This window comes from Pseudomonas sp. TNT2022 ID642 (assembly GCF_028656995.1).
Lineage (GTDB): Bacteria > Pseudomonadota > Gammaproteobacteria > Pseudomonadales > Pseudomonadaceae > Aquipseudomonas.
Genome location: NZ_JAMDGW010000001.1, coordinates 703,304 through 725,138, shown reverse-complemented (window position 1 = coordinate 725,138; position 21,835 = coordinate 703,304). Strand labels below are relative to the sequence as shown.

The following is a 21,835-nucleotide window of genomic DNA, read 5'->3' as shown; positions in this document are numbered from 1 at the left end:
GGCTGCATTCCCACGCGGAGCGTGGGAACGATCAATGTGTGGATTCCCGTGCCCGTTCAACAGAGGCGATCAATATGACCAGCATGGAACCCGGCCACACCGGGATCGATCCGCGGCTGAGCTTCGATGATCCGTTACTCGACGGTCTGTTGATCCTCTGCAAACTGCATGGCGCAACGGTCAGCCGCGCCAGCCTGAGTGCCGGCCTGCCCCTCAATAAACAACGCCTGAGCCTCGATCTGCTGCCCCGCGCCGCCGCCCGCGCCGGGTTGCAGGCACGGATTCTGCGCCGTGATCTGAAAGACATCTCACCACTCAATCTGCCGATTCTGCTGCTGCTCAACGACGGTCGCACTGCTGTTTTACGGCGTTTCGGCGACGACGGCAAAGCGCTGATCCTGCCCAGCGAAGCCGATGGCGGCGAACAATGGATCAACCGTGAAGAACTCGCCGAACACTACAGCGGCCAGGCCCTGTTCGCCCGGCCACGCCACGAACTCGAAGACCTGCGCTCACCGCTGGTGCCACGGGTACATGCATGGTTTCGCGACACCCTGAAGCTGTCGAAATGGCTCTACAGCGATGCGATCCTCGCCAGTTTCCTGATCAACCTGTTAGGCCTGATGGTGCCGCTGTTCGTCATGCAGACCTACGACCGTGTGGTGCCGAATCAGGCCACGTCGACCCTGTGGGTACTGTCGATCGGCTTGCTGATCGGTACCGGCTTCGAACTGGTGCTGCGGGTGGTGCGTGCGCACCTGCTCGACACCGCCGGCAAGAAAACCGACGTGATCCTTTCCGCGACTTTATTCGAGCGCATTACCGGCATGTCGATGAAGGCACGGCCGGCGACCATCGGCGGTTTCGCCCAGAGCATTCATGACTTTCAGGGCCTGCGCGAATTCCTCACGGCGGTGACGTTGACCAGCCTGATCGATCTGCCTTTCGTGGTGTTGATGCTGGTGGTCATCGGCCTGCTCGGCGGCTGGCTGGTGGTGATTCCGCTGCTGGCGTTTCCGATCACCATTATCTTCGCGATGATCATTCAGGTACGTCTGCGTGACACCGTGCAAAAGAGCCTGAGCCTCGGCGCTGAACGCCAAGCGGTGCTGATCGAAACCCTCGGTGGCCTGGAAACCCTCAAGGCCTGCAGCGCCGAAAGCGAGCGCCAGCACAAATGGGAAAGCACCCACGGCGCCCTCACCCGTCTCGACAGCCACGCGCGCAATCTGTCGGCGCTGGCCACCAACGGCACGTTGTTCATTCAACAGTTCTCGGGGATGGCGACCATTGTCGCCGGGGTCTACAGCATCATCGCCGGTAACCTCAGCGTCGGTGCGCTGGTCGCCAGTTACATGCTCGGCAGCCGCGTGCTCGCGCCGCTGGGGCAGATTGCCGGGCTGATTACCCGCTATCAGCAAGCGCAATTGACCATGAAAAGCACCGATGCGCTGATGGCCCTGCCGCAGGAACGCGACGGCAAACAGCGGCCGCTGGAACGCACGCAACTGCAAGGCGCGCTGGACGTCAGCGGCGTGACCTTTCACTACAACGGCCAGAACGCGCCGGCGCTGAGCAATGTCAGCTTCAGCCTGAAACCCGGTGAGCGGGTCGGCATCATCGGCCGCAGCGGTTCGGGCAAAAGTACGTTGGCACGATTGGTCATGGGTTTCTATGAACCCGAAGAAGGCCAGCTGTTGCTCGACGGCCTCGACCTGCGCCAGCTCGATGTCGCCGACCTGCGCCAGCAAATCGGTTACGTCGCCCACGATCTGCCGCTGCTGGCCGGCAGTCTGCGTGACAACCTCACGCTCGGCGCACGTTACATCAGCGACTCACGGATGCTCGAAGTGGCCGAGCTGACCGGCGTTACCGAACTCGCTCGCCAGCATCCGCAAGGTTTTGATCGACCGGTAGGCGAGCGCGGACAATTGCTTTCCGGCGGCCAGCGTCAGGCGGTGTTGCTCGCGCGATCCTTGTTGCTCGACCCGCCGATCATGCTGCTCGACGAACCGACCAGTGCCATGGACAACAGCAGTGAAGACTTGCTGCGGCAGAAGCTGCACGGCTGGGTGCAAGGCAAGACGCTGCTGCTGGTCACCCACCGCACTTCGATGCTGAGTCTGGTGGACCGGTTGCTGGTGCTGGACAACGGCCGGGTCGTCGCCGACGGCCCGAAAGAAGCGGTCATCGATGCACTGCGCAAGGGCCGTGTCGGCTCGGCAGCGGTCTAGGAGTTGCCCCATGTCTGCTTCCTCCGATAGCAAAGAGCGCGGCTACTTCGACAGTTTCGGCAAAAGCGCAGAAGCCGAATTCATGCCGGAAACCGCCGGCGCGTCCTTGCAGGATTCGCCGCGCTGGTCGCGGATCACCGTGTGGCTGGCGGCGGCGCTGCTGATCAGCGCGGTGGTCTGGGCCAAATTCGCCGTGCTCGAAGAAGTCACCATGGGCGAAGGCAAGGCGATTCCTTCGAGCAAGGTTCAGGTGATCCAGAACCTTGAGGGCGGGATCGTCACTGAGATATTCGTCCGCGAAGGGCAGATGGTGAACAAGGGTGACACCCTGCTGCGCCTGGATGACACACGCTTTCGTTCGAACAAGGGTGAGAGCGAGGCTGATCGCTATGCGCTGACTGCACAGGTCGAACGGCTGTCAGCGGAGGCCGAAGGCCGGCCGTTCAAGCTCTCCGATGAGGTCATCGCCAAGGCGCCGCAAGTCGCCGAAGACGAGCGTTCGCTGTACGAACAACGCCAGCGCCGACTGGCCAGCGAGCAGCGCACGTTGAGTGAACAATTGCGGCAGAAGACTCAGGAGCTCGCCGAGTTTCGCTCCAAGCAAGGTCAGTTCAGCTCGAGTCTGGCGCTGCTGCAGCAAGAGATGAACATGTCCGAACCGCTGGTGAAAACCGGTGCGGTGTCCCCCGTGGAAATCCTCCGCCTCAAGCGCAGCGCGGTGGAAATCCGAGGTTCATTGAATGCGACGACGCTGGCCATTCCCCGCGCCGAATCAGCGATTGCCGAGATCCGCAGCAAGATCGACGAGTCGGAGCAAACCTTCCGCTCGGAAGCGGCCAAAGAGCTGAATGAGAAACGCACCGACCTGTCGAAAATCACCGCCACCAGCATCGCCATCGACGACCGCGTGACCCGCACCACGGTCATCTCGCCCGTGCGCGGCGTGATCAAGCAAATGAAGGTCAACACCATCGGCGGCGTGGTTCAACCGGGCAGTGACATGGTTGAAATCGTACCGTTGGAAGACAACTTGCTGATCGAGGCCAAGGTGCGGCCGCAGGATGTCGCGTTCCTGCATCCGGGGCAGAAGGCGATGGTCAAGTTCAGTGCTTATGACTACACGATTTATGGTGGGCTGAGCGCTAAACTGGAGTTGATTGGTGCCGATACCATTACCGATGACAAGGGCAACAGCTTTTATCTGATTCAGGTGCGCACCGATAAAAACCATTTGGGCGGGGATGTGAAACCGCTGCTGATTATTCCGGGGATGGTGGCGACGGTGGACATTATTACCGGGGAAAAGAGTGTGCTGGATTACTTGCTCAAACCCGTGCTTAAAGCCCGGACCGAGGCGATGCGCGAACGCTAGAGCTAGAGATATCTGGATTTTGTGGTGAATTGACTGGCCCCATCGCTGGCAAGCCAGCTCCCACAGTGTCCGTGTCGGCCACAAAACCTGTGAACACCTCAGAACCTGTGGGAGCTGGCTTGCCAGCGATGAGGCCAGCAAGAACACCGACTATTTTTCAGCATGATTACGCTGAAACGTCTCCTCCCCCATCGCCGCAATCTGCCCCTCGATCAACGCCTCGAACGGCTTGAGCAACGGCTCGAATGACGCTGGTGCCTCCAGCGTCTGCAACGCCTGCACAATCGCCTCAATCGTCGACAACGCTCCCGGCCCCGGCGCCTTGCGCAAGCGATAGCGCGACACGCCACCCTCGGCCAGCGTCACCCGTGGCAACGCCGCCAGCAGCGGATTGAGGTGCAACATCTTGCGCGCCTTGCGCCAGGTGCCATCCGGAACGACCAGCAACAGGGGTTCATCAGACTCGCCGTAAGCCTCTATCGGTTGCGCATCATCAGCCGGAAACAACAACCGCGCCCGATACCCCGGCAGGTTCAACAGCGTCGGTAAATCTTCGAATACTTCACCGACAATCAGCTCGGCATTGGTCAGTCCCAACGCCGCTAACCGCGCAGTATTCAACGCATGATTGACCTCACTCGGATGCTGCAACAGCAGCACCCGGGTGCGACTGTCGAGGCGCGGAATCAGCGGGCACAGGCAATGGGTTTGGGGGCGCAGGCAGCGCGGGCATTGAGGTCTGGACATCTTCTTTAAGCCTGATTGAGCTGTGCTTTGAGCAAATCGCGGAAAGTCTGGATCAGCGGCTCGCGACTGCGACCCCGGCGCATGATCATCGAGAACGGCGCCTGATAACCGAAGGTCGCCGGCAACAGCACGCGCAGATCCCCCTTGTCGGCCCAGGCTTGCGCGTAGTGTTCCGGCAAATAACCGATGTAGGCGCCGGACAGCACCAGAATCAGCTGTGCCTCCATACTTTCCACGGTGGCGGCGCTGTGCTTGAAACCGTGGCGGGCGAGTTCCGCCTGACTCCAATAACCGCGCCCGACCATACGTTGCTGGGTGATGACTTGTTCGGGAATACGCCGCTCGTTGAACAACGGATGGCGGCTGCTGCAATACAGCCAGTGTTGTTCGCGGTACAGCGGCATGTAGACCAGACCGCTCATACGCGTGGAAAACGCACCGATGGCCAGATCGAGGCGGTTGTCCTGCACGCCGAGTTGCAGTTCGTACGGGCTCATCACCGACAGATGCAAATGCACCGCCGGGTGTTCCTGGCTGTAGGCGCCGATGGCTTCGGCGAACGGCAAGGCCTTGTCGCTGACCGTGGAGTCGATCACGCCGAGGTTGAGCGTGCCGCGCAGTTCGCCCTTGAGCGCTGCAGCGTATTGCTCGAAACCTTCAAGTTCGGCGAGCAGACGCAGGGTTTCCTGATGGAATAGCTCACCCTTGCTGGTCAGGCTGAACCCGCCGCGCCCGCGATGGCACAGCACCAGGCCTAGCGCGGCTTCGAGCTGGCTCATGTAGGTGCTGATCGCCGAGGTCGACAGGTTGAGTTCCTGTTGCGCGTTGGCAAAACCCTGATGGCGCACGACGCTGACGAAGATGCGCAACAGTTTCAGGTCGGGTAAAGCGTTGGCCATGTCTGCTCCGGGCTTTAGAGATGTGTTGCCTGATAGAACCTTCCCTCACCCCAGCCCTCTCCCGGAGGGAGAGGGAGCCGACCGCGGTATTCTCAGGATGCGCATCGACCTGTGATATCGAGTCGAACTCAGGATTCGAACGCAATGGAGATCAGCTCCCTCTCCTGGGGGAGAGGGCTGGGGTGAGGGCAGCAATGTTCAGCCAGGCAAGAATCCCGAGACCGCAAAGTCTAATCCCAGCCTCGCCATTAGTTTAGAAAAATCTGAACTAAGTTTTTGCCCGTAGCGATTCTTTCCCCTCACTACATTTCGCATCATCGACCCCACAGCGGCGTCCGAACCCGTGCTCTACGGCGCGCCGACATAAATAAAACAAAGACGATGAGGCCTTACCCGTGGACAAGATTCTTCACCAACCACTGGGCGGCAACGAAATGCCGCGCTTCGGCGGCATCGCCACCATGCTCCGACTCCCCCATGTACCGACCGCTGCCGGCCTGGATGCTGCCTTCGTAGGCGTGCCCCTGGACATCGGTACTTCGCTGCGCCCCGGCACCCGCTTCGGGCCACGCGACATCCGTACCGAATCGGTGATGATCCGTCCGTACAATATGGCCACCGGCGCGGCGCCGTTCGACTCGCTGTCGGTGGCTGACATCGGTGACGTGGCGATCAACACCTTCAACCTGCTCGACGCCGTGCGCATCATCGAAGAAGCCTACGACAACATCCTCGAGCACAACGTGATCCCGATGACCTTGGGTGGCGACCACACCATCACCCTGCCCATCCTGCGTGCGATCCACAAGAAGCACGGCAAGGTCGGTCTGGTGCACATCGATGCCCACGCTGACGTCAACGATCACATGTTCGGCGAGAAAATCGCCCACGGCACCACCTTCCGTCGCGCCGTTGAAGAAGGTCTGCTGGACTGCGATCGCGTGGTGCAAATTGGTTTGCGCGCCCAGGGTTACACCGCTGACGACTTCAACTGGAGCCGCGATCAGGGCTTCCGCGTGGTTCAAGCCGAAGAGTGCTGGCACAAGTCGCTGGCGCCGCTGATGGCCGAAGTGCGCGAGAAAGTCGGCGGCGGTCCGGTGTATCTGAGCTTCGACATCGACGGCATCGATCCGGCTTGGGCACCTGGCACCGGCACCCCGGAAATCGGTGGTCTGACGACCATTCAGGCGATTGAAATCGTCCGTGGCTGCCAAGGCCTCGACCTGATCGGTTGCGATCTGGTAGAAGTCTCGCCCGCTTATGACACCACTGGCAACACCTCGCTGCTGGCCGCCAACCTGCTGTACGAAATGCTCTGCGTACTGCCTGGCGTGGTCCATCGCTGAGGGTCGGGTCATGAACGAACGTGATCAGGTTTTGCAAGCGGCCGCCGCGCTGGTGGACGCCTTCGCCCGTAACGATCGCGAAGCTTACTTCGGCGCGTTCAGCGCCGATGCGAGTTTCGTTTTCTACACCCTCGAACAGCCACTGCTGTCGCGCGATGCCTATCAGGCCTTGTGGGACCGCTGGCGCGCCGAGGATGGCTTCGAGGTGCTTGCGTGCACCTCGAGCAACGCCTTCGTCAGCCTGCAAGGTGACGTGGCGATTTTCATCCATGACGTGGCCACCGAGCTGCGCATGCAAGGGGAGCAACACTTCAGCCAGGAGCGCGAGACGATTGTGTTCAAGAAACACGCGTCGAGCCTAGAACAACAAGGCCATTGGCTGGCCTGCCACGAACATTTGTCCGCAATGCCGGAAGGGCTGCCATCCCCTTAGCCAAAACAGGTGACGCTCACGCACGATGAGCGCGCCTTTATGATCGGAGCAGATCATGAATAACAACAACAACGACCAAAGCCTTACGCAGATTGAAACCCACGGGGTCGAGCAGATCCCGGACCACGAACGCAGCGCAGGCCCGACGGACTTGTTCCGGATGATCTTCGGTGGTTCGAATACCTTTGCCACCGCCGTGCTCGGCAGTTTCCCGGTGCTGTTCGGTCTGTCTTTTCAGGCCGGCGTCTGGGCGATTGTGCTGGGCGTGCTGCTCGGCTCGCTGATCCTCGCACCGATGGGCCTGTTCGGCCCGCTCAACGGCACCAACAATGCCGTGTCGTCCGGTGCGCACTTCGGCGTGCACGGGCGGATCGTCGGTTCGTTCCTGTCGCTGTTGACCGCTATCGCGTTTTTCTCGCTCTCGGTGTGGAGTTCGGGCGATGCGCTGATCGGTGGAGCAAAACGCCTGATCGGTCTGCCGGAAACCGACCTGACCCTGGGCCTGGCCTACGGTCTGTTCGCGATCCTGGTGCTGACCGTGTGCATCTACGGCTTCCGCTTTCTGCTGTGGGTGAACAAGATCGCGGTGTGGAGCGCCAGCCTGTTATTTCTGCTGGGCATCTTCGCCTTCGCCGGTCCTTTCGATGTGAACTACGCCGGTACGGTGAACCTCGGTCAGCCGGGCTTCTGGGCCGCGTTCATCGGAGCTGCGCTGGTGGCGATGAGCAACCCGATTTCCTTCGGCGCGTTCCTCGGCGACTGGTCGCGCTACATCCCGCGTGACACCTCCAAGCAACGGATCATGGCGGCGGTGGTGCTGTCGCAGATCGCCACGTTCATCCCGTTCCTGTTCGGCCTGACCACCGCGACCATCGTCGCGATCAAGGCGCCGGACTACATCGCGGCGAACAACTATGTCGGTGGTTTGCTGGCGGTGTCGCCGAGCTGGTTCTTCCTGCCGGTGTGCCTGATTGCGGTGATCGGCGGCATGTCCACCGGCACCACCTCGCTGTATGGCACCGGGCTGGACATGTCCAGCGTGTTCCCCCGCGTGCTGTCGCGAGTGAAGGCGACATTGCTGATCGGCGTGTTGTCGATTGCCTTCATCTTCATCGGCCGTTTTGCGGCGAACCTGGTGCAGAGCGTGTCGACCTTCGCCGTGCTGATCATCACCTGCACTACGCCGTGGATGGTGATCATGATCATCGGCCTGCTGGTGCGTCGCGGCTTCTACTGCCCGGACGACCTGCAAGTGTTCACACGCGGCGAACAAGGCGGTCGCTACTGGTTCAGCCACGGCTGGAACTGGCGCGGTCTGGGTGCGTGGATTCCGAGCGCGGCGGTTGGCCTGTGCTTCGTCAATTTGCCGGGGCAGTTCGTTGGCCCGCTGGGTGAAATGGCCGGCGGCATCGACATCAGTTTGCCGGTGACATTGGGCCTGGCTTCGGTGGTGTACCTGACGCTGCTGAGCCTGTTCCCGGAACCGCGCGAAGTGTTCGGCCCGAAGGATGCCCGGCGTGAAGCCGCAGTAAAACCTCAACTGCGTCAGGCCGCCTGACGCAGATCCCCTGTGGGAGCGAGCCTGCTCGCGAAAGCAATCTGTCAGTCACGTCGTTGTTGAATGTGCTGACGCCTTCGTCGGATCGCCGCCCGGAGCAGGCTCGCTCCCACAGGGGGCAGCCTTGCTGAACCAAATTTGTTTCACCATAAAAAAGACAATCGGAGACACGCCATCATGGCTTTGGATTTATTCGTCGTCCTCATCTACGCCGCCGGCATGCTCTTGCTCGGCTACTTCGGCATGCGCAAGGCCAAGACCAACGAGGACTTTCTCGTCGCCGGTCGTAACCTCGGCCCGAGCCTGTACATGGGCACCATGGCCGCGACCGTACTCGGTGGCGCGTCCACCGTCGGCACTGTGCGTCTGGGTTACGTGCATGGCATTTCCGGTTTCTGGCTGTGCGCGGCACTCGGTTGCGGCATCGTTGCGCTGAACCTGTTCCTCGCCAAACCGCTGCTGAAACTGAAGATCTACACCGTTACCCAGGTCCTGGAAAAGCGCTACAACCCGATGGCCCGCTCGGCGAGCGCGGCGATCATGCTGGCCTACGCACTGATGATCGGCGTGACCTCGATCCTGGCGATCGGCACCGTCCTGCAAGTGCTGTTTGACCTGCCATTCTGGGTTTCGGTACTCGTCGGTGGTGGCGTGGTGGTGATCTACTCGGCGATCGGCGGCATGTGGTCGCTGACCCTCACCGACATCGTCCAGTTCATCATCAAGACCGTGGGCCTGATGTTCATCCTGTTGCCGATCTGCCTGTACCGCGTTGGCGGCTGGGACGAACTGGTGCTGAAACTGCCGGCGACAGCCTTCAGCTTCACCACCATCGGCTGGGACACGATCATCACCTACTTCATGATCTACTTCTTCGGCATCCTGATCGGTCAGGACATCTGGCAACGGGTGTTCACCGTCAAGACCGCCAAAGTCGCGCAATACGCCGGCAGCATCGCGGGTATCTACTGCATCCTCTACGGCCTGGCTTGCGCGCTGATCGGCATGGCTGCACACGTGCTGATCCCGGATCTGGACAACGTCAACAACGCCTTCGCCGCCATCGTCAAACTGTCGCTGCCGGACGGCATCCGTGGTCTGGTGATCGCTGCGGCACTGGCGGCAATGATGTCCACCGCCAGCGCCGGCCTGCTCGCCGCGGCCACCACACTGACGGAAGACCTGTTGCCGAAACTGCGTGGCGGTAAACAGTCGAGCCTGGGCATCAACCGCCTGTTCACCCTGCTCACCGGTATCGTTGTGCTGGGTATCGCGCTGGTGGTGAATGACGTGATCAGCGCCCTGACGCTGGCGTACAACCTGTTGGTGGGCGGCATGCTGGTCCCGCTGATCGGTGCGATTTTCTGGAAACGCGCGACCACCGCCGGCGCCATCGCCAGCATGGGCCTGGGTTTTGCCACTGCGCTGCTGTTCATGTTCAAGGACGGTCTGGATGCCAACACGCCGATTTATTACAGCCTGGCTGTGGGTCTGGTGAGCTTTGTGGTGGTCAGCCTGGTCTCCCCTCGCCCGGCAACCGTGGCGAGCGCGATCTAAGCTCTGATGTAACGACTTGATGCTTTCTTCGACGGGTGTGGCGTCGGTTGCCACACCCGTTTTTTTCGTCTGAAGGAAAGTGCTGATGAAGATTGTTTCTCGCGATAAATGGTTCGAAGTACAACACCTGAGTGACGGCATTCGGCTGATTCACGAGCCGTATATTCGGCCGTTTTACCGATGCAACCTCTGGCACGTTCAGGGCCGTGACAAAGACTTGTTGCTCGATAGCGGTTCGGGACTGGTCAGCTTGCGCGAGCAGTTGCCGTGGATAACCGAGCGGCCGCTAGTGGCGGTGGCCAGTCATTGCCATTTCGACCATATCGCCGGGCATCACGAATTTACTGAACGGCTGGTGCATCCAGCCGAAGCGGACATTCTGGCCGCGCCGGATGGCGAAAACGACTTGAGCCGCGCGTTTGTCGGCGATGACATGTTCGAAGCGCATCCGGATTGCCCGTTGTGCTACGCCGAATACCGGGTCAAAGCCGCGCCGGCGACCGGATTTGTCGAGGACGGTGATGTGCTGGATCTGGGCAATCGCACGCTGCAAGTGCTGCATACACCGGGGCATTCGCCGGGCGGCATCAGCCTGTATGAGGCGTCGACCGAGACGCTGTTCAGCGGCGACATCATCTACGACGGGCCGCTGATCGAAGACGCCTACCACTCCAATCTTGAGGATTACGCCGCCAGTCTGCAGCGTTTGCAGGCGTTGCCGATCCGCACCGTGCATGGCGGGCATTTCGGCAGTTTTTCCGGGGAGCATTTGCGCTCGATGATTGACGAGTGGTTGCGCGGCCACGCCTGAGGCCTGCTTCACTCAAGCACAACAACAATCAGAAAATCTGCCATGAGAAGAGCTGCCGTGCGTGCCGCCGTGCACCGATACATCCGGCGTCTGCTGGAAACCCGTGAATTCAACGACAACACCAGCCTGGCCCAACTGGGCCTGGAGAAAGCCGATATCGAAGATCTGATCTTTCATCTGGAAGATGAATTCGGACTGACGGCGTTCACCGCCGAGGAAGACCGCATGCTCAAGACCGCGAAGACGGCGAATGACTTGAGCCGGTTTTTGCTTGAGATCGGCCGTCATTAAAAGCAAAAGATCGCAGCCTTCGGCAGCTCCTACATTAATCCGTGTAGGCGCTGCCGAAGGCTGCGATCTCTTGATCTTGAATCCTTGATCTCGGATCGGGGGCGTTACCGGCGCCGTTGTTGACGGCGGCGCTGCTCGTCATCGGTGCGGATCGGAACAGGTTGCAGAGGCGGTTCGATCAAACCGAGGGCGACACCCAAATCGTGCAGCCAGTTTTGAATTTTCTCTTTCATCGTCATGCCCCCTTCAGGGTGGTGCTGAGCGGCCGGAATTCTGAGGTCGCTTCGCACTGATAATAGTCCGAAGTCCTACGTAATGCTCGGCCAAATCCGCAATGATCTGTTACTGAATTGAACAGAGTTCGCCATCATTGGTTCAGGCTGTTTCTCGTGTTTCGATCTGAGCCGCAGGATAGACGGCCTGCTGAACCTCGATCCAGGCATTGAGGTTGGCGCCGAGCATGCCCTTGCGCCACATGAGCCATGTTGTCGCACCCGCAAATGGCTCGGCCAACGGGTGCGCGGCGACACTGTCGCGACCCGGCAGACTGGCGAGCATCGACTCCGACATCAGCGCCACACCACTGCCGGCAATCACACAAGCGAGCATGCCCTGATACGACTCGATCTCCATCGCCCGGCCCATGGTCGCTTGGTAGTGCGAAAACCACGCTTCCAGGCGCATGCGATACGAACACCCGCGACGAAAGGTGAACACCGAACGCCCTTCAACGTCCCGGGCGCTGCGCACTGGCGGATGATCGGGTTCGGTGATCAGCACCAGCCGCTCTTCGCACAACGGCACGCCGTCGAGCCCGGCCAGTTCCAGTGGCCCGTCCACCAGTGCAGCGTCGAGGCGCCCGGTGAGCAACCCTTCCAGCAACTCCCCGCTCGGCGCCGACTGCACTTGCAAATTTACCGCCGGATACTGCTTGTGATAGCGCGCCAGCAACTCGGGCAGATGAATCGCCGCCGTGCTGTACATGGTACCCAACACAAAGTCCCCCGCCGGCTGCCCGCCCATCACCGCCGCACTGGCCTGATCACGCAAGGCAAACAGTTTGCCGGTGTAGTCCAGCAGGACTTTTCCCGCAGGCGACAATTGCAAACGCTGACGCTCACGGACGAAAAGTTCGACACCGAGTTGCTCTTCGAGCTGTTTCAGCCGGGTCGACAGATTCGACGGCACCCGGTGCAGACGTTCGGCGGCGCGGGTGATCGAACCTTCTTCGGCCACGGCCTGAAAGATCCGCAGTTGGCTGAACTCCACAACCTTTCTCCATAACAGAACAAGTTACTCACTATTATTCAATTTTAAAGAAAGTCAATCAGTCCTAGCCTGACGGTCATTGATCCTTCAAAGGAATTCCGACCATGTCGCCCCTGATTCGCTTATCCGCCTGCTCCGTGGCCCTGATGATGGCCATGGGCATCGGGCGTTTCGCCCTCACCCCGCAAATGCCGCACCTGCTCAGCGAAGGGCAGATCGACCTGACAGCCGCTGGTCTGATTGCAGCGGCCAACTACCTCGGTTACTTGCTGGGCGCGGTGGATGCGATGTTCGCCCATCGCCCGCAACAGGTTCAGCGACGCCTGCATGGCGGCCTGTGGTTGTGCGTGCTGCTGACGCTGGCGTCGTTCTGGGCTGATGGTTTCTGGTCGCACCTGGTGCTGCGTTTTGGCACCGGAGTGGCAAGTGCCTGGGTTCTGGTGATGATCACGTCTTTAAGCCAACCCTTGGCAGCCGCAGCGGGTCGTCCACGTTTGGGCGCTCTGGTATTTGCCGGACCGGGTTTGGGGATTTTTCTCACGGGGTTGTTGGCGCTGATCTCACATCTGCTGAATCAGACGTCCGCGACGTTGTGGCTGATTTATGCAGCGGCTGCGTTGGTGATGATGTTGGGTGTATGGCGACTGCTGCCAACGCCGGTCGCACCGGCTACGGTTGCAGTGGCGACCGTCAGTCCATCGAATCGGGGAATCGGGCGGTTGGCGGTGATTTATGCGCTGTATGGCGTCGGCTACATCATTCCGGCGACCTTCCTGTCGCAGATGGCCACTGCGCAGTTTCACGGGCAGTGGCAGGCGGACCTGTTCTGGCCGTGTTTCGGTCTGGCCGCGGCGCTTGGCGTGTTGCTGGTGAGCCTGCGGCGCCACGATCCCGAAACGACGCGCCACTGGTTGATGGCGACGTTGTGGCTGCAAGCGGCCGGTGTCTTTGCCTGCCTGCTCGGCAGTGGCCTGGGCCTCGCACTGGGCGTGATCCTTTGCGGCACACCGTTCCTCGCCTGCATGCAACTGGTCATGCAACGCTCACGAGAATTGGCACCGCACACCACTCAGCGCAATGCCGGCATGCTCACCGCTTGCTTCGCCGTCGGCCAACTCAGCGGCCCGTTGCTGGCGGCGTTGAGCAGCCATTTCAGCGGCGGCCTGCATCCGGCACTGGTAATCGCCGGCAGCGGCTTGCTGATCGCTGGCGGCCTGGCGATGCAGTCGACTAGCGCTGGCCCAGCGCCCTGCGCAAACGCCGACGCAGCCACTGCTCGGCGCTGACAAAAGTGATGCCGAGCAATACCAGCACGGCGCCGATGACGAAGTTCACGCTCAATTGTTCGCCGAGCAGCAGCACGCCGAAGGTCACGCCGAACAACGGCGTCATGAACGAAAACACCGCAAGGTTGGCTGCCAGATACCGACGCAGCAGCCAGAACCAGATCAGGTAACTGAAGAATGACACCACCAACCCTTGGAACAGCACGCTGGCCACCGCCACGGTGGTCAGGCTGACATGGGTGATCTGGCCGCTGAACAACGCAATCAAGAGCAGCCCGACGAAGCCGACGATCAATTGATAGAACAGGGTCAGCGTCACCGGTGCTTCCGACAGACGCGAGGCGCGCACTACCACCGTGGTCGCGCCCCAACAGGCGCCAGCCAATACGCCAAAGGCATCGCCGAGCAGCATGCGCCGGTCGAGGTTGTCCCACGACACGCCGCCGGCGAAGGCAATCGCGATGCCGATGAAGGCGAGCAGGATGCCGAGCCATTGCAGCGGCCGCAGTCGCTCACTGGCCAGCAGAAAATGCACACCCAACGCGGTGAAAATCGGTGCGGTGTAGAGGAACACCGACATGTGTGCGGCGGTGGTCAGTTGCAGGCCTTCGGCGATGAAGAAGAACTCCAGACCGAACAGCGCACCGGCCAGCAAGCCACCGCGCCAGGTGTTGCCGACCTGATCCCAACCGCCCTTCCAGCAGATCAGCAAGCCGACCAGCAACGCAGAAATCCCTGAGCGCCCCGCGGCTTGCATCACTGGCGCGATATCCGCCGCTGCCCACTTGATCATCACCTGCTGCACGCCCCAGATCAGGCAGAGGCCGATCATCACTTGCAGGGCAAAACTGTCGGCGTTACGCCGCTCGACAATCACCGCAACACCTCGAATACACACAACATGGCAGGCCATCCATTGGTCAGAAAACAGTGCTGGGGATTATCAATCAGTCAGACAGAAAAAGCCGTCTGGAAAAGACATTTTGTGCTTCAGTGGCGTCAGGGGTGAATGGCTGTCGGCTACGCCGCCATTCGCTGGCAAGCCCGCTCCCACAGTGACCGGGGTTGCTCACTGATTCTATGTTCAACACAAAACCCTGTGGGAGCCTGGCTTGCCAGCGATGGCGTCAGTTCAATCAACCCTTCTCATGGATCTGAATGCAGTCGTTTAGCCAACAAAAACCCAACGCTGCAAGCCACTGCCGTGGCAAACGTCCCCCACGCCCAATCCATCAACGTCACCTGCACCGACCAGCCGCGCAACGTCGCCCAATTGGTCAGGTCATACGTGCCATACGCCACCAGACCCAACAACGCACCCCGCTTCGCCGCCCACTGCCAGGTCGCTGCTGGCATCACCACAAACACCACGCAGCCAAAAACATACAGGCAATAAAAAACCGCTGCCGGAACCAGCAGCGGTTTTTCGAGCATCAGCGAACCGAGTAGCTCACGGTAGGTCGGCGCCATCAACAGGCCGAGCCAGATACCGTCGAGCAACAGAAACGTCACCAGCGTGGCAACGTAGGCAACCAGAGACTTCTTCATCACACCCGCCCTCATGTAGGAGCTGCCGAAGGCTGCGATCTGTTGATCTTCAAAGTCAAAAGATCGCAGCCTTCGGCAGCTCCTACATGGGGCCAGCGGTGTCTCAGGTTAGTTCAATGCGATCAGCATGAATAACGATCTTGCCTTCCTTGTACAGCGAACCGATGGCCTTCTTGAAGTTGCCTTTGCTGACGCCGAACAGGCTGCTGATCAATGCTGGATCGCTCTTGTCGCTGACCGGCAGCGTGCCGCTGTTGTCGCGCAACTTGGCGAGGATCTTCGAGTTCAGGCTGCTGGCCGCTTCCTGGCCAACCGGTTGCAGGCTCAAGGCGATTTTGCCGTCGGCACGGACTTCCTTGATGTAGCCTTTCTCGATCATGCCGGCGCGCATGAACTTGAAGATTTCGTTCTTGTGAATCAAACCCCAGTGCTTGTTGTTGATGATCGCCTTGAAACCCATGTCGGTGGCTTCGGCAACCAGCAGATCAACTTCCTGGCCCGGGCTGTAGTTGGCCGGGGTCTTGTCGAGGTAGCGATCCAGACGCGCGGTGGCGGTGATGCGGCGGGTGTGCTTGTCGAGGTAGACATGCACCACGCAGTATTCACCGGCGGTCATCTGGCGCTTTTCTTCGGAATACGGCAGCAACAGATCCTTTGGCAGCCCCCAATCGAGGAACACACCGATGCTGTTGACCTCAACGACTTTCAGACTGGCAAATTCGCCGACTTGAACTTTCGGTTTTTCCGTGGTGGCGAGAAGTTTGTCTTCGCTGTCCAGATAAACAAATACGTTGAGCCAATCTTCATCTTCGGTAGGAATATCTTTCGGGATATAACGATTGGGCAAAAGAATCTCGCCGTCGGCACCGCCATCCAGATATAAACCGAAGTTAGTGTGTTTAACCACTTGCAAACTGTTGTAACGCCCGACTAAAGCCATTTTCCGAAACCCTCATTGCGTGGGCGGCATTCTACCCGTTTTTGGCGTGGCCGTCGGGCGGCAGATCCGCACGCTGTTGAAACCCGCTCAACGCCTTGATTTTCCGTGTTCGCGCCAGTGCTTGAGTGCCGCTCGTCAGGCAGGCACAAGCGCTCAAGGGTGAAAACCTGAATGCCGCAACACCTGAATGTTCTTATTTAAAACAGCAGCTTAGCCAAATACTTCGAACATTTAATCGAGAATAATGCAGCAATGAGGTTGGTTATTCCCGAGGATATTTACCAAGCAATTGTCAAGTTATTCCTGTACGATGCCTGGCCGAGTTACTTTTCTACAGGTTAATGGCCGCCATGCGTGTAAAAGCATCCACCAGCAAAGCAAAGCCAGCTCCAGCCGTTGAAACCAGCGAATCGATCAACGATCAGATCGCAGCGTTCCTCAAGTCCGGCGGCGAGATTCAGCAAATTGCCAAAGGCGTCAGTGGCCAGACATTCGGCCCGTCCAAGCAGATCAGCCTGGGCAAGAAGTAATACCCGGTTTTACACCCGTCCAGAGGCGCTTTGAGCTTCGAAGCGTCTGGACTGGCACCGCGCAACATACCCTCCACATTAAACAAAAATCCTTTTAAATCGACGAACGGCCTTCAATGCCGAGCATTCGCCGGTATCCTTGCACGCGTCTAGATCAAGCGTTTCAGCAGGCCCGCCGCCCTGCCCTCGCTGTTCATGGAGTGACGCATGCGCAAAACATCCCGTTTATTACTCGTAGGCCTATTGGCCAGTGCGACCGCGCACGCGCAGATTTTCCAGCGTGAACTCGGCGACTTCGACCTCAAACTCGGCACAACGCCCACACGCAGCATGGCCCAGGGCCTGGTCAAACCAGCGGCAGTCGGTTCCTTTCACGGCGGCCTCGACCTTAGCCACGACAGCGGCCTCTATGTCGGCCAGTACGCACCGAGTATGGGCATCTCCCCGGGCAAGAACCTCGAAATCGATTCCTACGTCGGTTTTAAACAGCCTTTCGATCAGACCCTCGGCTACGAAGTCGGGATGATCCACTACAGCTATCCCAAGGTCGATACCCTCGACAGCCAGGAGCTGTTCGGTGGTCTGACCCTGCTCGGCAGTCGTTTCGGCGTGGCCTTCAGCAATGACCCCGATAAACAGAACAACACGTTGTTTGCCGATCTTGGCGGCAACCAGCCATTCGGCATCGGCGTCAGCATGAAATACACCACCCACCAACTGAACACGCCCGTCGCCGTGGACGGTGGTTATGTCAGCAGTTTTACCGATTGGTCAGTGAAATTGTCCCGGCCGTTCATGGGCGTCGATCTCGATCTGATCTACAGCAATTCCAGCCTCAGCGGCAGCGATTGTTCGGCCTACTCCGGGCACAACAGCGAGTGCGACGGGCTCGTCACGCTCAAGGCTGCGCGCGCGTTCTATTGATCGGCTGAACTGCCGGGTTCATTCTGCGTTCACATAGGAATCAGTCCCTCGAAGCCAGGCTCACGCAAGGATTCGCCCATGTCTCGCTGGTTCAAACACATCGCCGCGCTACTGATCTTTACCCTCGCCCTCGGCGCCTGCAGCCGTGTCGGCCTGGCCTACCGCAATCTCGACGTCATTATTCCGTGGACGCTCGGCGATTACCTGGACATGAACGGCGAGCAGAAAGACTGGTTCAACGAACGCCTCAAGGATCATTTGAGCTGGCATTGCACCACGCAATTGCCGGGCTATCTGGACTGGCTTGATCGCCTGCAGACCATGGTCGAATCCAATCAGGTCACCGATGCCGCGCTACAGGCGCGCACTACGGAAGCCAAGCAGGCCATTGCCGAAACCGCTCGAGAGATCACCCCGTCGGCGATCGAGTTGCTGCAGGGGCTGGATGACAAACAGGTCGCCGAGATGAATGACGCGTTTGCCAAGGATTTGCGCAAGCGTCAGCAGGAATACCTCAAGCCGCCGCTTGATCAACAAATTGCCGAGCGTGGCGCGCGAATGGTTAAACGTCTGAACGACTGGCTGGGGCCTTTGAGCGCCACTCAAGAACAGCGGGTCATGGCGTGGTCGACCGCGTTGGGCGATCAGTACACCCAATGGATTGCCAACCGCGCGCATTGGCAGAAGCAATTCAGTGCCGCCGTCGCACAACGCAAAAGTCCCGAATTCCCACAGAGAATCGCGACGCTTCTGGTCAATCGCGAGAGTTTATGGACAGCGGATTACCGCAAGGCCTTCGCCGAAACTGAAGCGCAGGGACGCTCGCTGGCGGTCGACTTGATGGCCGAGAGTACGCCGCAACAGCGTCAGCGGTTGTTGAAGAAGATCGAAGGGGTGCGCAAAGACTTCAACGACCTCAAGTGCCTGAAGGCCGGCTGCGATCTTTTGCTTTCAGAACCTCATGCGATCTGGGCTTTTGAAGCCACTTCATCAAACGTCGCCTCAGCCAGCGCATCCTCCTGCTCATCCAGCACCTGACGCGGGTGATCGTTGCCGGGAATGCTGCTGTCGATCAGACTCAGCAAGCTGGAACCGCGCGGCGTAAGCACAAAATTGTTTCCGGTGCTGCCCTCCTCATCCGGACGCGGTGCAATGTAACCGCGCAACAGCAGCAACCTTTCATAGTCGCAAGCCAGCGTTTTCAGATGATCCAGATTCTCGATCGGCTCGCCGGCGCTGGCTTTCGCCGCCGCATAGTCTTCGGCGTAGGCCCGAGGGGCAAAACTGTGGCCGGCACTGTTCTGCACTTCGTGCAGCAAGCGTTCAATCAAATCCCAGTTATAAGTCGTCATCCTGATCCAACCTCCGGTGCGCGTGATTTATGGCGCGTTCATAGGTTGTGACCTGAGCGGTTCCCAGCCGTTCAGCCGCATTTCCCGAGGCGACCGACCGGCGGTCTGTCGATTTCCAGCAGGGTTAAACGACTAGTCTGAAACAGACGGTTTCAACCCCGCAGGAGAAATCATCATGAACATTGAGAATCATCCGGTGGTATCGCGCGAAGAATGGCTCGCCGCCCGTAAGCAACATCTGGCCCACGAAAAAGCCTTCACCAAGGAACGCGACCGCCTCAGCGCTGAACGTCGCGCGCTGCCGTGGGTGAAGGTCGACAAGGACTACCATTTCCAGGGGCCCAACGGCGAACTGAAGCTGGCTGACCTGTTTGGCAAAAACAGCCAACTGGTGGTTTACCACTTCATGTTTGCCAAAGACTGGGAGGAAGGTTGCCAGGGCTGCTCGTTCCTCAGTGACCACATCGATGGCGCCAACCTGCATCTCGCGCATCACGATATCGCCGTGGTTGCGGTTTCGCATGCGCCGTTCAACGAGTTCCAGGACTTTAAACGGCGGATGGGCTGGAAGTTTGACTGGGTGTCGTCAGAGGGTTGCGACTTCAACTATGACTTCGGAGTTTGCGCCCGTGCTGAAGAGGTCGCTGCTGGCAAGGCTACGTACAACTACGAAAAGACTGACAGTGCCGAGGAGGAAATGCCGGGATTGAGTGTGTTTTATCGCGATGAGGCCGGGGAGATTTTCCACACCTACTCGACCTACGCTCGCGGTCTCGACATGCTGGTCGGCGCCTACAACTACCTCGACCTCACGCCCAAGGGCAGGAATGAAGACGAGATCATGGAATGGGTGCGGCATCATGATCGGTATGAGCAAGGTGCTAAATCGAGTTGCTGCCACGAAGGGTGACAAGCACTGAACTTTTCCCGCGCTCAAGGCCTCAACCGGTTAACCCGCCTTAACCGGAACTGAGGCCTGCCCCGATGAAAACCCTGATAAAGCTCACCCTCGCCGCCACCCTCGCCTGCGCCCTGCCCGTCTGGGCCTGCACGCCGGAAGAAGCCACCGCCAAACGCGAACAACTGGCCAAGGAAGTCGCCAAGCTCACCGAACAGAATCCGGCCAAGGCCAAGGAGATCAATGCTGAGTTGCAGAAGATGGATTTGGGCACGGCCAGTGCGGATCTGCCGGACAAGTGCCAGTTGATTGATCAGCGGTTGAAAGAACTGAATTCTGCCGAGAAGAAGACCGAGGGCTAACAGCAAGATCAAAAGATCGCAGCCTGCGGCAGCTCCTACACAAAACCCTGTGAGAGCTGTTGCAGACTGCGATTTTTTGCGCTTGAAAATGCACCAATGCATTTATTTATTTGCATTAACGCATATCACTGACTAGGGTTACCTCGAGCAAGGAGATCGGAACCGGCCACAGAAGATGGCAACCGTTAAGCACCGATCGCTCGGCAATACCGCAACACCCACACAAGCTGGACGCTTGTTTTCACTCATGGAGGATTGAAAAATGTTAACCACAGAAGCAACGCAATTCACTGGCGAATCTTTGCCAAGGTGCCTGACTGGCCATCTGCTCGACCCGCAACTGGTCGAGGTCGAGGCTGCTGAACAAATCAGCGCCCTCGCCGCCGGCAGCCTCAACTTCAATATGCAGAAACAGACCCAGACCAACTGGTGCTGGGCCGCCGTTTCCGCCTCGGTCGGCAACTATTACGGCACCGGCAACTGGACGCAGTGCGGCGTGGCCAGCACCCAGCTCGACCGCAACTGCTGCAATCAGCCGGGACCGTGCAACGTCTACGGCTATCTGGATTCGGCACTGCAAACCACCCGTAGCTACAACGGCATGAATCAGGGTTCGCTGCAGATGTCGGCCATCCAGAACCAGATCAGCATGGGCCGCCCGGTCGGCCTGCGCTGCGCCTGGTACGGTGGTGGTGCGCACTTTCTGACGATCTACGGCACCAATGGCGATTACGTGTTGGTGGCGGACTCGATCTACGGTTATTCGACCCGCGCACTGAACGCATTCCCCCGCGCCTACAACGGCGGCGGCAACTGGACTCACACCTACTTCACCGTAAAAAACTAGGAGGGCGACATCATGCAACTGACTTATCCAAAGGCGCCTTCCAACGGCGTACAGACCTTGCGCCCGGCGCTGCAAGCGGCACTGCAAACCCAAGGCTTTGGCGCCAATCGCCAGTTCGCCAATGCGCTACCTGCGAAAATCAGCCTCAGCGAGGCGTACCGTGGCTACTCGCTCAATCTGGAGGACCTGAGCCACGGCAAAGGGCTGAAAGACGCCCGCCTCGGCGACTGGCATTACCTGGTGTTTGCCGACGGCGTGACGATTGCCGATGCGCAACTGGCCGAGGTGCGCGGGCATGTCGAGTTTGCCTCGCTGAACCACGGCGATCACGCCGCTGCTACGGTGGGTGCGCTGAAACTGGCAGAACAAGCGCCGCAACTCCAGGGCAAGACCGTTGAGTTGCGCGTGCTGTTTGTCTCGGCGCTGCACGTCGTGGCGATCTGGCTGCATGCCGACGGTGAGGACGTATTGATCCCGATTGAGCCAACGCCGAAGGATCTGGCGGTCACGCGGCTGTACAGCGAATCGGCCTTGCTCGCCGCATTGAAACCGGCGGCGGATCAAGCCAAGCGGCGCTTTGACGCCGACACCAGTGGCCAACTCGGCAACTGATGGACGAAAAAAAACCCGG

Annotated in this window: 24 protein-coding genes; 16 read left to right on the top strand and 8 right to left on the bottom strand. The window is 59.5% G+C overall.

Annotated elements, in window-relative coordinates; genetic code table 11:
* Positions 1-74: 74 nt before the first annotated feature.
* Both M5G26_RS03370 and M5G26_RS03365 read left to right on the top strand, forming a co-directional pair.
* Positions 75-2,234, top strand: a complete 2,160-nt coding sequence (locus M5G26_RS03370; protein ID WP_150692146.1) for a type I secretion system permease/ATPase — start codon at positions 75-77, stop codon at positions 2,232-2,234.
* A gap of 10 nt (positions 2,235-2,244) precedes the next feature.
* Positions 2,245-3,606 carry an HlyD family type I secretion periplasmic adaptor subunit gene (locus tag M5G26_RS03365; RefSeq protein ID WP_038363699.1) on the top strand — a complete coding sequence of 454 codons (1,362 nt, stop codon included), beginning with the start codon at positions 2,245-2,247 and terminating at the stop codon, positions 3,604-3,606.
* Positions 3,607-3,756: 150 nt separating this feature from the next.
* On the opposite strand, the gene M5G26_RS03360 is transcribed toward M5G26_RS03365, so the two are convergent.
* The gene (locus M5G26_RS03360; RefSeq protein ID WP_273914437.1) at positions 3,757-4,353 is read right to left on the bottom strand and encodes a tRNA-uridine aminocarboxypropyltransferase; all 597 of its coding nucleotides are present in this window, start codon (positions 4,351-4,353) and stop codon (positions 3,757-3,759) included.
* A gap of 5 nt (positions 4,354-4,358) precedes the next feature.
* Positions 4,359-5,252, bottom strand: coding sequence for a LysR family transcriptional regulator (locus M5G26_RS03355; RefSeq protein ID WP_007956593.1), 894 nt, complete (start codon positions 5,250-5,252; stop codon positions 4,359-4,361).
* 395 nt (positions 5,253-5,647) lie between these two features.
* Between M5G26_RS03355 and speB the strand changes: the two genes are divergently transcribed.
* The 6 genes from speB to M5G26_RS03325 all read left to right on the top strand — a co-directional run bounded on the left by speB (position 5,648) and on the right by M5G26_RS03325 (position 11,248).
* Positions 5,648-6,598: an agmatinase gene (gene speB, locus M5G26_RS03350; protein WP_003222717.1), complete on the top strand. Its 951-nt coding sequence runs from the start codon at positions 5,648-5,650 to the stop codon at positions 6,596-6,598.
* 10 nt (positions 6,599-6,608) lie between these two features.
* Positions 6,609-7,031, top strand: coding sequence for a YybH family protein (locus tag M5G26_RS03345; RefSeq protein WP_134177712.1), 423 nt, complete (start codon positions 6,609-6,611; stop codon positions 7,029-7,031).
* Positions 7,032-7,086: 55 nt separating this feature from the next.
* Positions 7,087-8,589: a purine-cytosine permease family protein gene (locus M5G26_RS03340; RefSeq protein ID WP_273914436.1), complete on the top strand. Its 1,503-nt coding sequence runs from the start codon at positions 7,087-7,089 to the stop codon at positions 8,587-8,589.
* A gap of 177 nt (positions 8,590-8,766) precedes the next feature.
* Positions 8,767-10,146, top strand: a complete 1,380-nt coding sequence (locus M5G26_RS03335) for a sodium:solute symporter (RefSeq protein WP_038363687.1) — start codon at positions 8,767-8,769, stop codon at positions 10,144-10,146.
* 85 nt (positions 10,147-10,231) lie between these two features.
* Entirely contained in the window at positions 10,232-10,957 is a 726-nt protein-coding gene (locus M5G26_RS03330; RefSeq protein WP_273914435.1) for an MBL fold metallo-hydrolase, read from the top strand.
* Positions 10,958-10,999: 42 nt separating this feature from the next.
* Entirely contained in the window at positions 11,000-11,248 is a 249-nt protein-coding gene (locus M5G26_RS03325; protein WP_150692142.1) for an acyl carrier protein, read from the top strand.
* A 104-nt stretch (positions 11,249-11,352) separates the two neighbouring features.
* On the opposite strand, the gene M5G26_RS03320 is transcribed toward M5G26_RS03325, so the two are convergent.
* A complete protein-coding gene (locus tag M5G26_RS03320; protein WP_007914492.1) occupies positions 11,353-11,481 on the bottom strand; it encodes a PA1414 family protein in 129 nt (42 codons plus the stop codon).
* 142 nt (positions 11,482-11,623) lie between these two features.
* Positions 11,624-12,517: a putrescine utilization regulator PtrR gene (gene ptrR, locus M5G26_RS03315; protein ID WP_273914433.1), complete on the bottom strand. Its 894-nt coding sequence runs from the start codon at positions 12,515-12,517 to the stop codon at positions 11,624-11,626.
* A 104-nt stretch (positions 12,518-12,621) separates the two neighbouring features.
* On the opposite strand from ptrR, the gene M5G26_RS03310 reads away from it, so the two are divergent.
* Positions 12,622-13,803 (top strand): MFS transporter, encoded by a 1,182-nt coding sequence (locus M5G26_RS03310; protein WP_273914432.1) that lies wholly within the window; start codon positions 12,622-12,624, stop codon positions 13,801-13,803.
* Here M5G26_RS03310 and M5G26_RS03305 read toward each other — a convergent pair.
* From M5G26_RS03305 to M5G26_RS03295, 3 genes are all read right to left on the bottom strand, one after another.
* Positions 13,748-14,716, bottom strand: a complete 969-nt coding sequence (locus M5G26_RS03305; protein WP_401043500.1) for a DMT family transporter — start codon at positions 14,714-14,716, stop codon at positions 13,748-13,750. The two genes, M5G26_RS03310 and M5G26_RS03305, sit on opposite strands and share 56 nt — an antisense overlap.
* A gap of 233 nt (positions 14,717-14,949) precedes the next feature.
* Positions 14,950-15,351, bottom strand: a complete 402-nt coding sequence (locus tag M5G26_RS03300; protein WP_134177707.1) for a DUF2177 family protein — start codon at positions 15,349-15,351, stop codon at positions 14,950-14,952.
* Between the two features lie 103 nt (positions 15,352-15,454).
* The gene (locus M5G26_RS03295) at positions 15,455-16,291 is read right to left on the bottom strand and encodes a CvfB family protein (RefSeq protein ID WP_134177706.1); all 837 of its coding nucleotides are present in this window, start codon (positions 16,289-16,291) and stop codon (positions 15,455-15,457) included.
* Positions 16,292-16,632: 341 nt separating this feature from the next.
* On the opposite strand from M5G26_RS03295, the gene M5G26_RS03290 reads away from it, so the two are divergent.
* From M5G26_RS03290 to M5G26_RS03280, 3 genes are all read left to right on the top strand, one after another.
* On the top strand, positions 16,633-16,821 hold the full coding sequence (locus M5G26_RS03290; RefSeq protein ID WP_016985943.1) for a hypothetical protein: 189 nt from the start codon (positions 16,633-16,635) through the stop codon (positions 16,819-16,821).
* A 207-nt stretch (positions 16,822-17,028) separates the two neighbouring features.
* Positions 17,029-17,745 carry a TorF family putative porin gene (locus M5G26_RS03285; RefSeq protein ID WP_273914431.1) on the top strand — a complete coding sequence of 239 codons (717 nt, stop codon included), beginning with the start codon at positions 17,029-17,031 and terminating at the stop codon, positions 17,743-17,745.
* Between the two features lie 78 nt (positions 17,746-17,823).
* Positions 17,824-18,783 (top strand): DUF6279 family lipoprotein, encoded by a 960-nt coding sequence (locus M5G26_RS03280; protein WP_273914430.1) that lies wholly within the window; start codon positions 17,824-17,826, stop codon positions 18,781-18,783.
* Here the strand turns inward: M5G26_RS03280 and M5G26_RS03275 are convergent.
* A complete protein-coding gene (locus M5G26_RS03275) occupies positions 18,705-19,097 on the bottom strand; it encodes a hypothetical protein (RefSeq protein ID WP_007914475.1) in 393 nt (130 codons plus the stop codon). The two genes, M5G26_RS03280 and M5G26_RS03275, sit on opposite strands and share 79 nt — an antisense overlap.
* 175 nt (positions 19,098-19,272) lie before the next feature.
* Here M5G26_RS03275 and M5G26_RS03270 point away from each other — a divergent pair, with 175 nt between their 5' ends.
* From M5G26_RS03270 to M5G26_RS03255, 4 genes are all read left to right on the top strand, one after another.
* Positions 19,273-20,007 carry a DUF899 domain-containing protein gene (locus M5G26_RS03270; RefSeq protein ID WP_273914429.1) on the top strand — a complete coding sequence of 245 codons (735 nt, stop codon included), beginning with the start codon at positions 19,273-19,275 and terminating at the stop codon, positions 20,005-20,007.
* Between the two features lie 74 nt (positions 20,008-20,081).
* Complete coding sequence (locus tag M5G26_RS03265) at positions 20,082-20,357, top strand: hypothetical protein (RefSeq protein WP_134177702.1); 276 nt, start codon at positions 20,082-20,084, stop codon at positions 20,355-20,357.
* A gap of 262 nt (positions 20,358-20,619) precedes the next feature.
* Positions 20,620-21,204 carry a papain-like cysteine protease family protein gene (locus M5G26_RS03260; protein WP_122600629.1) on the top strand — a complete coding sequence of 195 codons (585 nt, stop codon included), beginning with the start codon at positions 20,620-20,622 and terminating at the stop codon, positions 21,202-21,204.
* A 12-nt stretch (positions 21,205-21,216) separates the two neighbouring features.
* Positions 21,217-21,816: a hypothetical protein gene (locus tag M5G26_RS03255; RefSeq protein ID WP_134177700.1), complete on the top strand. Its 600-nt coding sequence runs from the start codon at positions 21,217-21,219 to the stop codon at positions 21,814-21,816.
* The last annotated feature ends 19 nt before the right edge of the window (positions 21,817-21,835 follow it).

What these genes read in the sequence shown, in the direction of transcription:
- M5G26_RS03260 (WP_122600629.1), top strand. Translation starts at nt 20,620, where the DNA reads ATGTTAACCACAGAAGCAACGCAATTCACTGGCGAATCTTTGCCAAGG.
- M5G26_RS03255 (WP_134177700.1), top strand. Translation starts at nt 21,217, where the DNA reads ATGCAACTGACTTATCCAAAGGCGCCTTCCAACGGCGTACAGACCTTG.
- M5G26_RS03365 (WP_038363699.1), top strand. Translation starts at nt 2,245, where the DNA reads ATGTCTGCTTCCTCCGATAGCAAAGAGCGCGGCTACTTCGACAGTTTC.
- M5G26_RS03265 (WP_134177702.1), top strand. Translation starts at nt 20,082, where the DNA reads ATGAAAACCCTGATAAAGCTCACCCTCGCCGCCACCCTCGCCTGCGCC.
- M5G26_RS03320 (WP_007914492.1), bottom strand. Translation starts at nt 11,481, where the DNA reads ATGAAAGAGAAAATTCAAAACTGGCTGCACGATTTGGGTGTCGCCCTC.
- M5G26_RS03290 (WP_016985943.1), top strand. Translation starts at nt 16,633, where the DNA reads ATGGCCGCCATGCGTGTAAAAGCATCCACCAGCAAAGCAAAGCCAGCT.
- M5G26_RS03305 (WP_401043500.1), bottom strand. Translation starts at nt 14,716, where the DNA reads ATGGCCTGCCATGTTGTGTGTATTCGAGGTGTTGCGGTGATTGTCGAG.
- M5G26_RS03275 (WP_007914475.1), bottom strand. Translation starts at nt 19,097, where the DNA reads ATGACGACTTATAACTGGGATTTGATTGAACGCTTGCTGCACGAAGTG.
- M5G26_RS03285 (WP_273914431.1), top strand. Translation starts at nt 17,029, where the DNA reads ATGCGCAAAACATCCCGTTTATTACTCGTAGGCCTATTGGCCAGTGCG.
- M5G26_RS03345 (WP_134177712.1), top strand. Translation starts at nt 6,609, where the DNA reads ATGAACGAACGTGATCAGGTTTTGCAAGCGGCCGCCGCGCTGGTGGAC.
- M5G26_RS03310 (WP_273914432.1), top strand. Translation starts at nt 12,622, where the DNA reads ATGTCGCCCCTGATTCGCTTATCCGCCTGCTCCGTGGCCCTGATGATG.
- M5G26_RS03360 (WP_273914437.1), bottom strand. Translation starts at nt 4,353, where the DNA reads ATGTCCAGACCTCAATGCCCGCGCTGCCTGCGCCCCCAAACCCATTGC.
- M5G26_RS03300 (WP_134177707.1), bottom strand. Translation starts at nt 15,351, where the DNA reads ATGAAGAAGTCTCTGGTTGCCTACGTTGCCACGCTGGTGACGTTTCTG.
- M5G26_RS03370 (WP_150692146.1), top strand. Translation starts at nt 75, where the DNA reads ATGACCAGCATGGAACCCGGCCACACCGGGATCGATCCGCGGCTGAGC.
- M5G26_RS03330 (WP_273914435.1), top strand. Translation starts at nt 10,232, where the DNA reads ATGAAGATTGTTTCTCGCGATAAATGGTTCGAAGTACAACACCTGAGT.
- M5G26_RS03295 (WP_134177706.1), bottom strand. Translation starts at nt 16,291, where the DNA reads ATGGCTTTAGTCGGGCGTTACAACAGTTTGCAAGTGGTTAAACACACT.
- M5G26_RS03270 (WP_273914429.1), top strand. Translation starts at nt 19,273, where the DNA reads ATGAACATTGAGAATCATCCGGTGGTATCGCGCGAAGAATGGCTCGCC.
- M5G26_RS03280 (WP_273914430.1), top strand. Translation starts at nt 17,824, where the DNA reads ATGTCTCGCTGGTTCAAACACATCGCCGCGCTACTGATCTTTACCCTC.
- M5G26_RS03355 (WP_007956593.1), bottom strand. Translation starts at nt 5,252, where the DNA reads ATGGCCAACGCTTTACCCGACCTGAAACTGTTGCGCATCTTCGTCAGC.
- M5G26_RS03335 (WP_038363687.1), top strand. Translation starts at nt 8,767, where the DNA reads ATGGCTTTGGATTTATTCGTCGTCCTCATCTACGCCGCCGGCATGCTC.
- M5G26_RS03340 (WP_273914436.1), top strand. Translation starts at nt 7,087, where the DNA reads ATGAATAACAACAACAACGACCAAAGCCTTACGCAGATTGAAACCCAC.
- M5G26_RS03325 (WP_150692142.1), top strand. Translation starts at nt 11,000, where the DNA reads ATGAGAAGAGCTGCCGTGCGTGCCGCCGTGCACCGATACATCCGGCGT.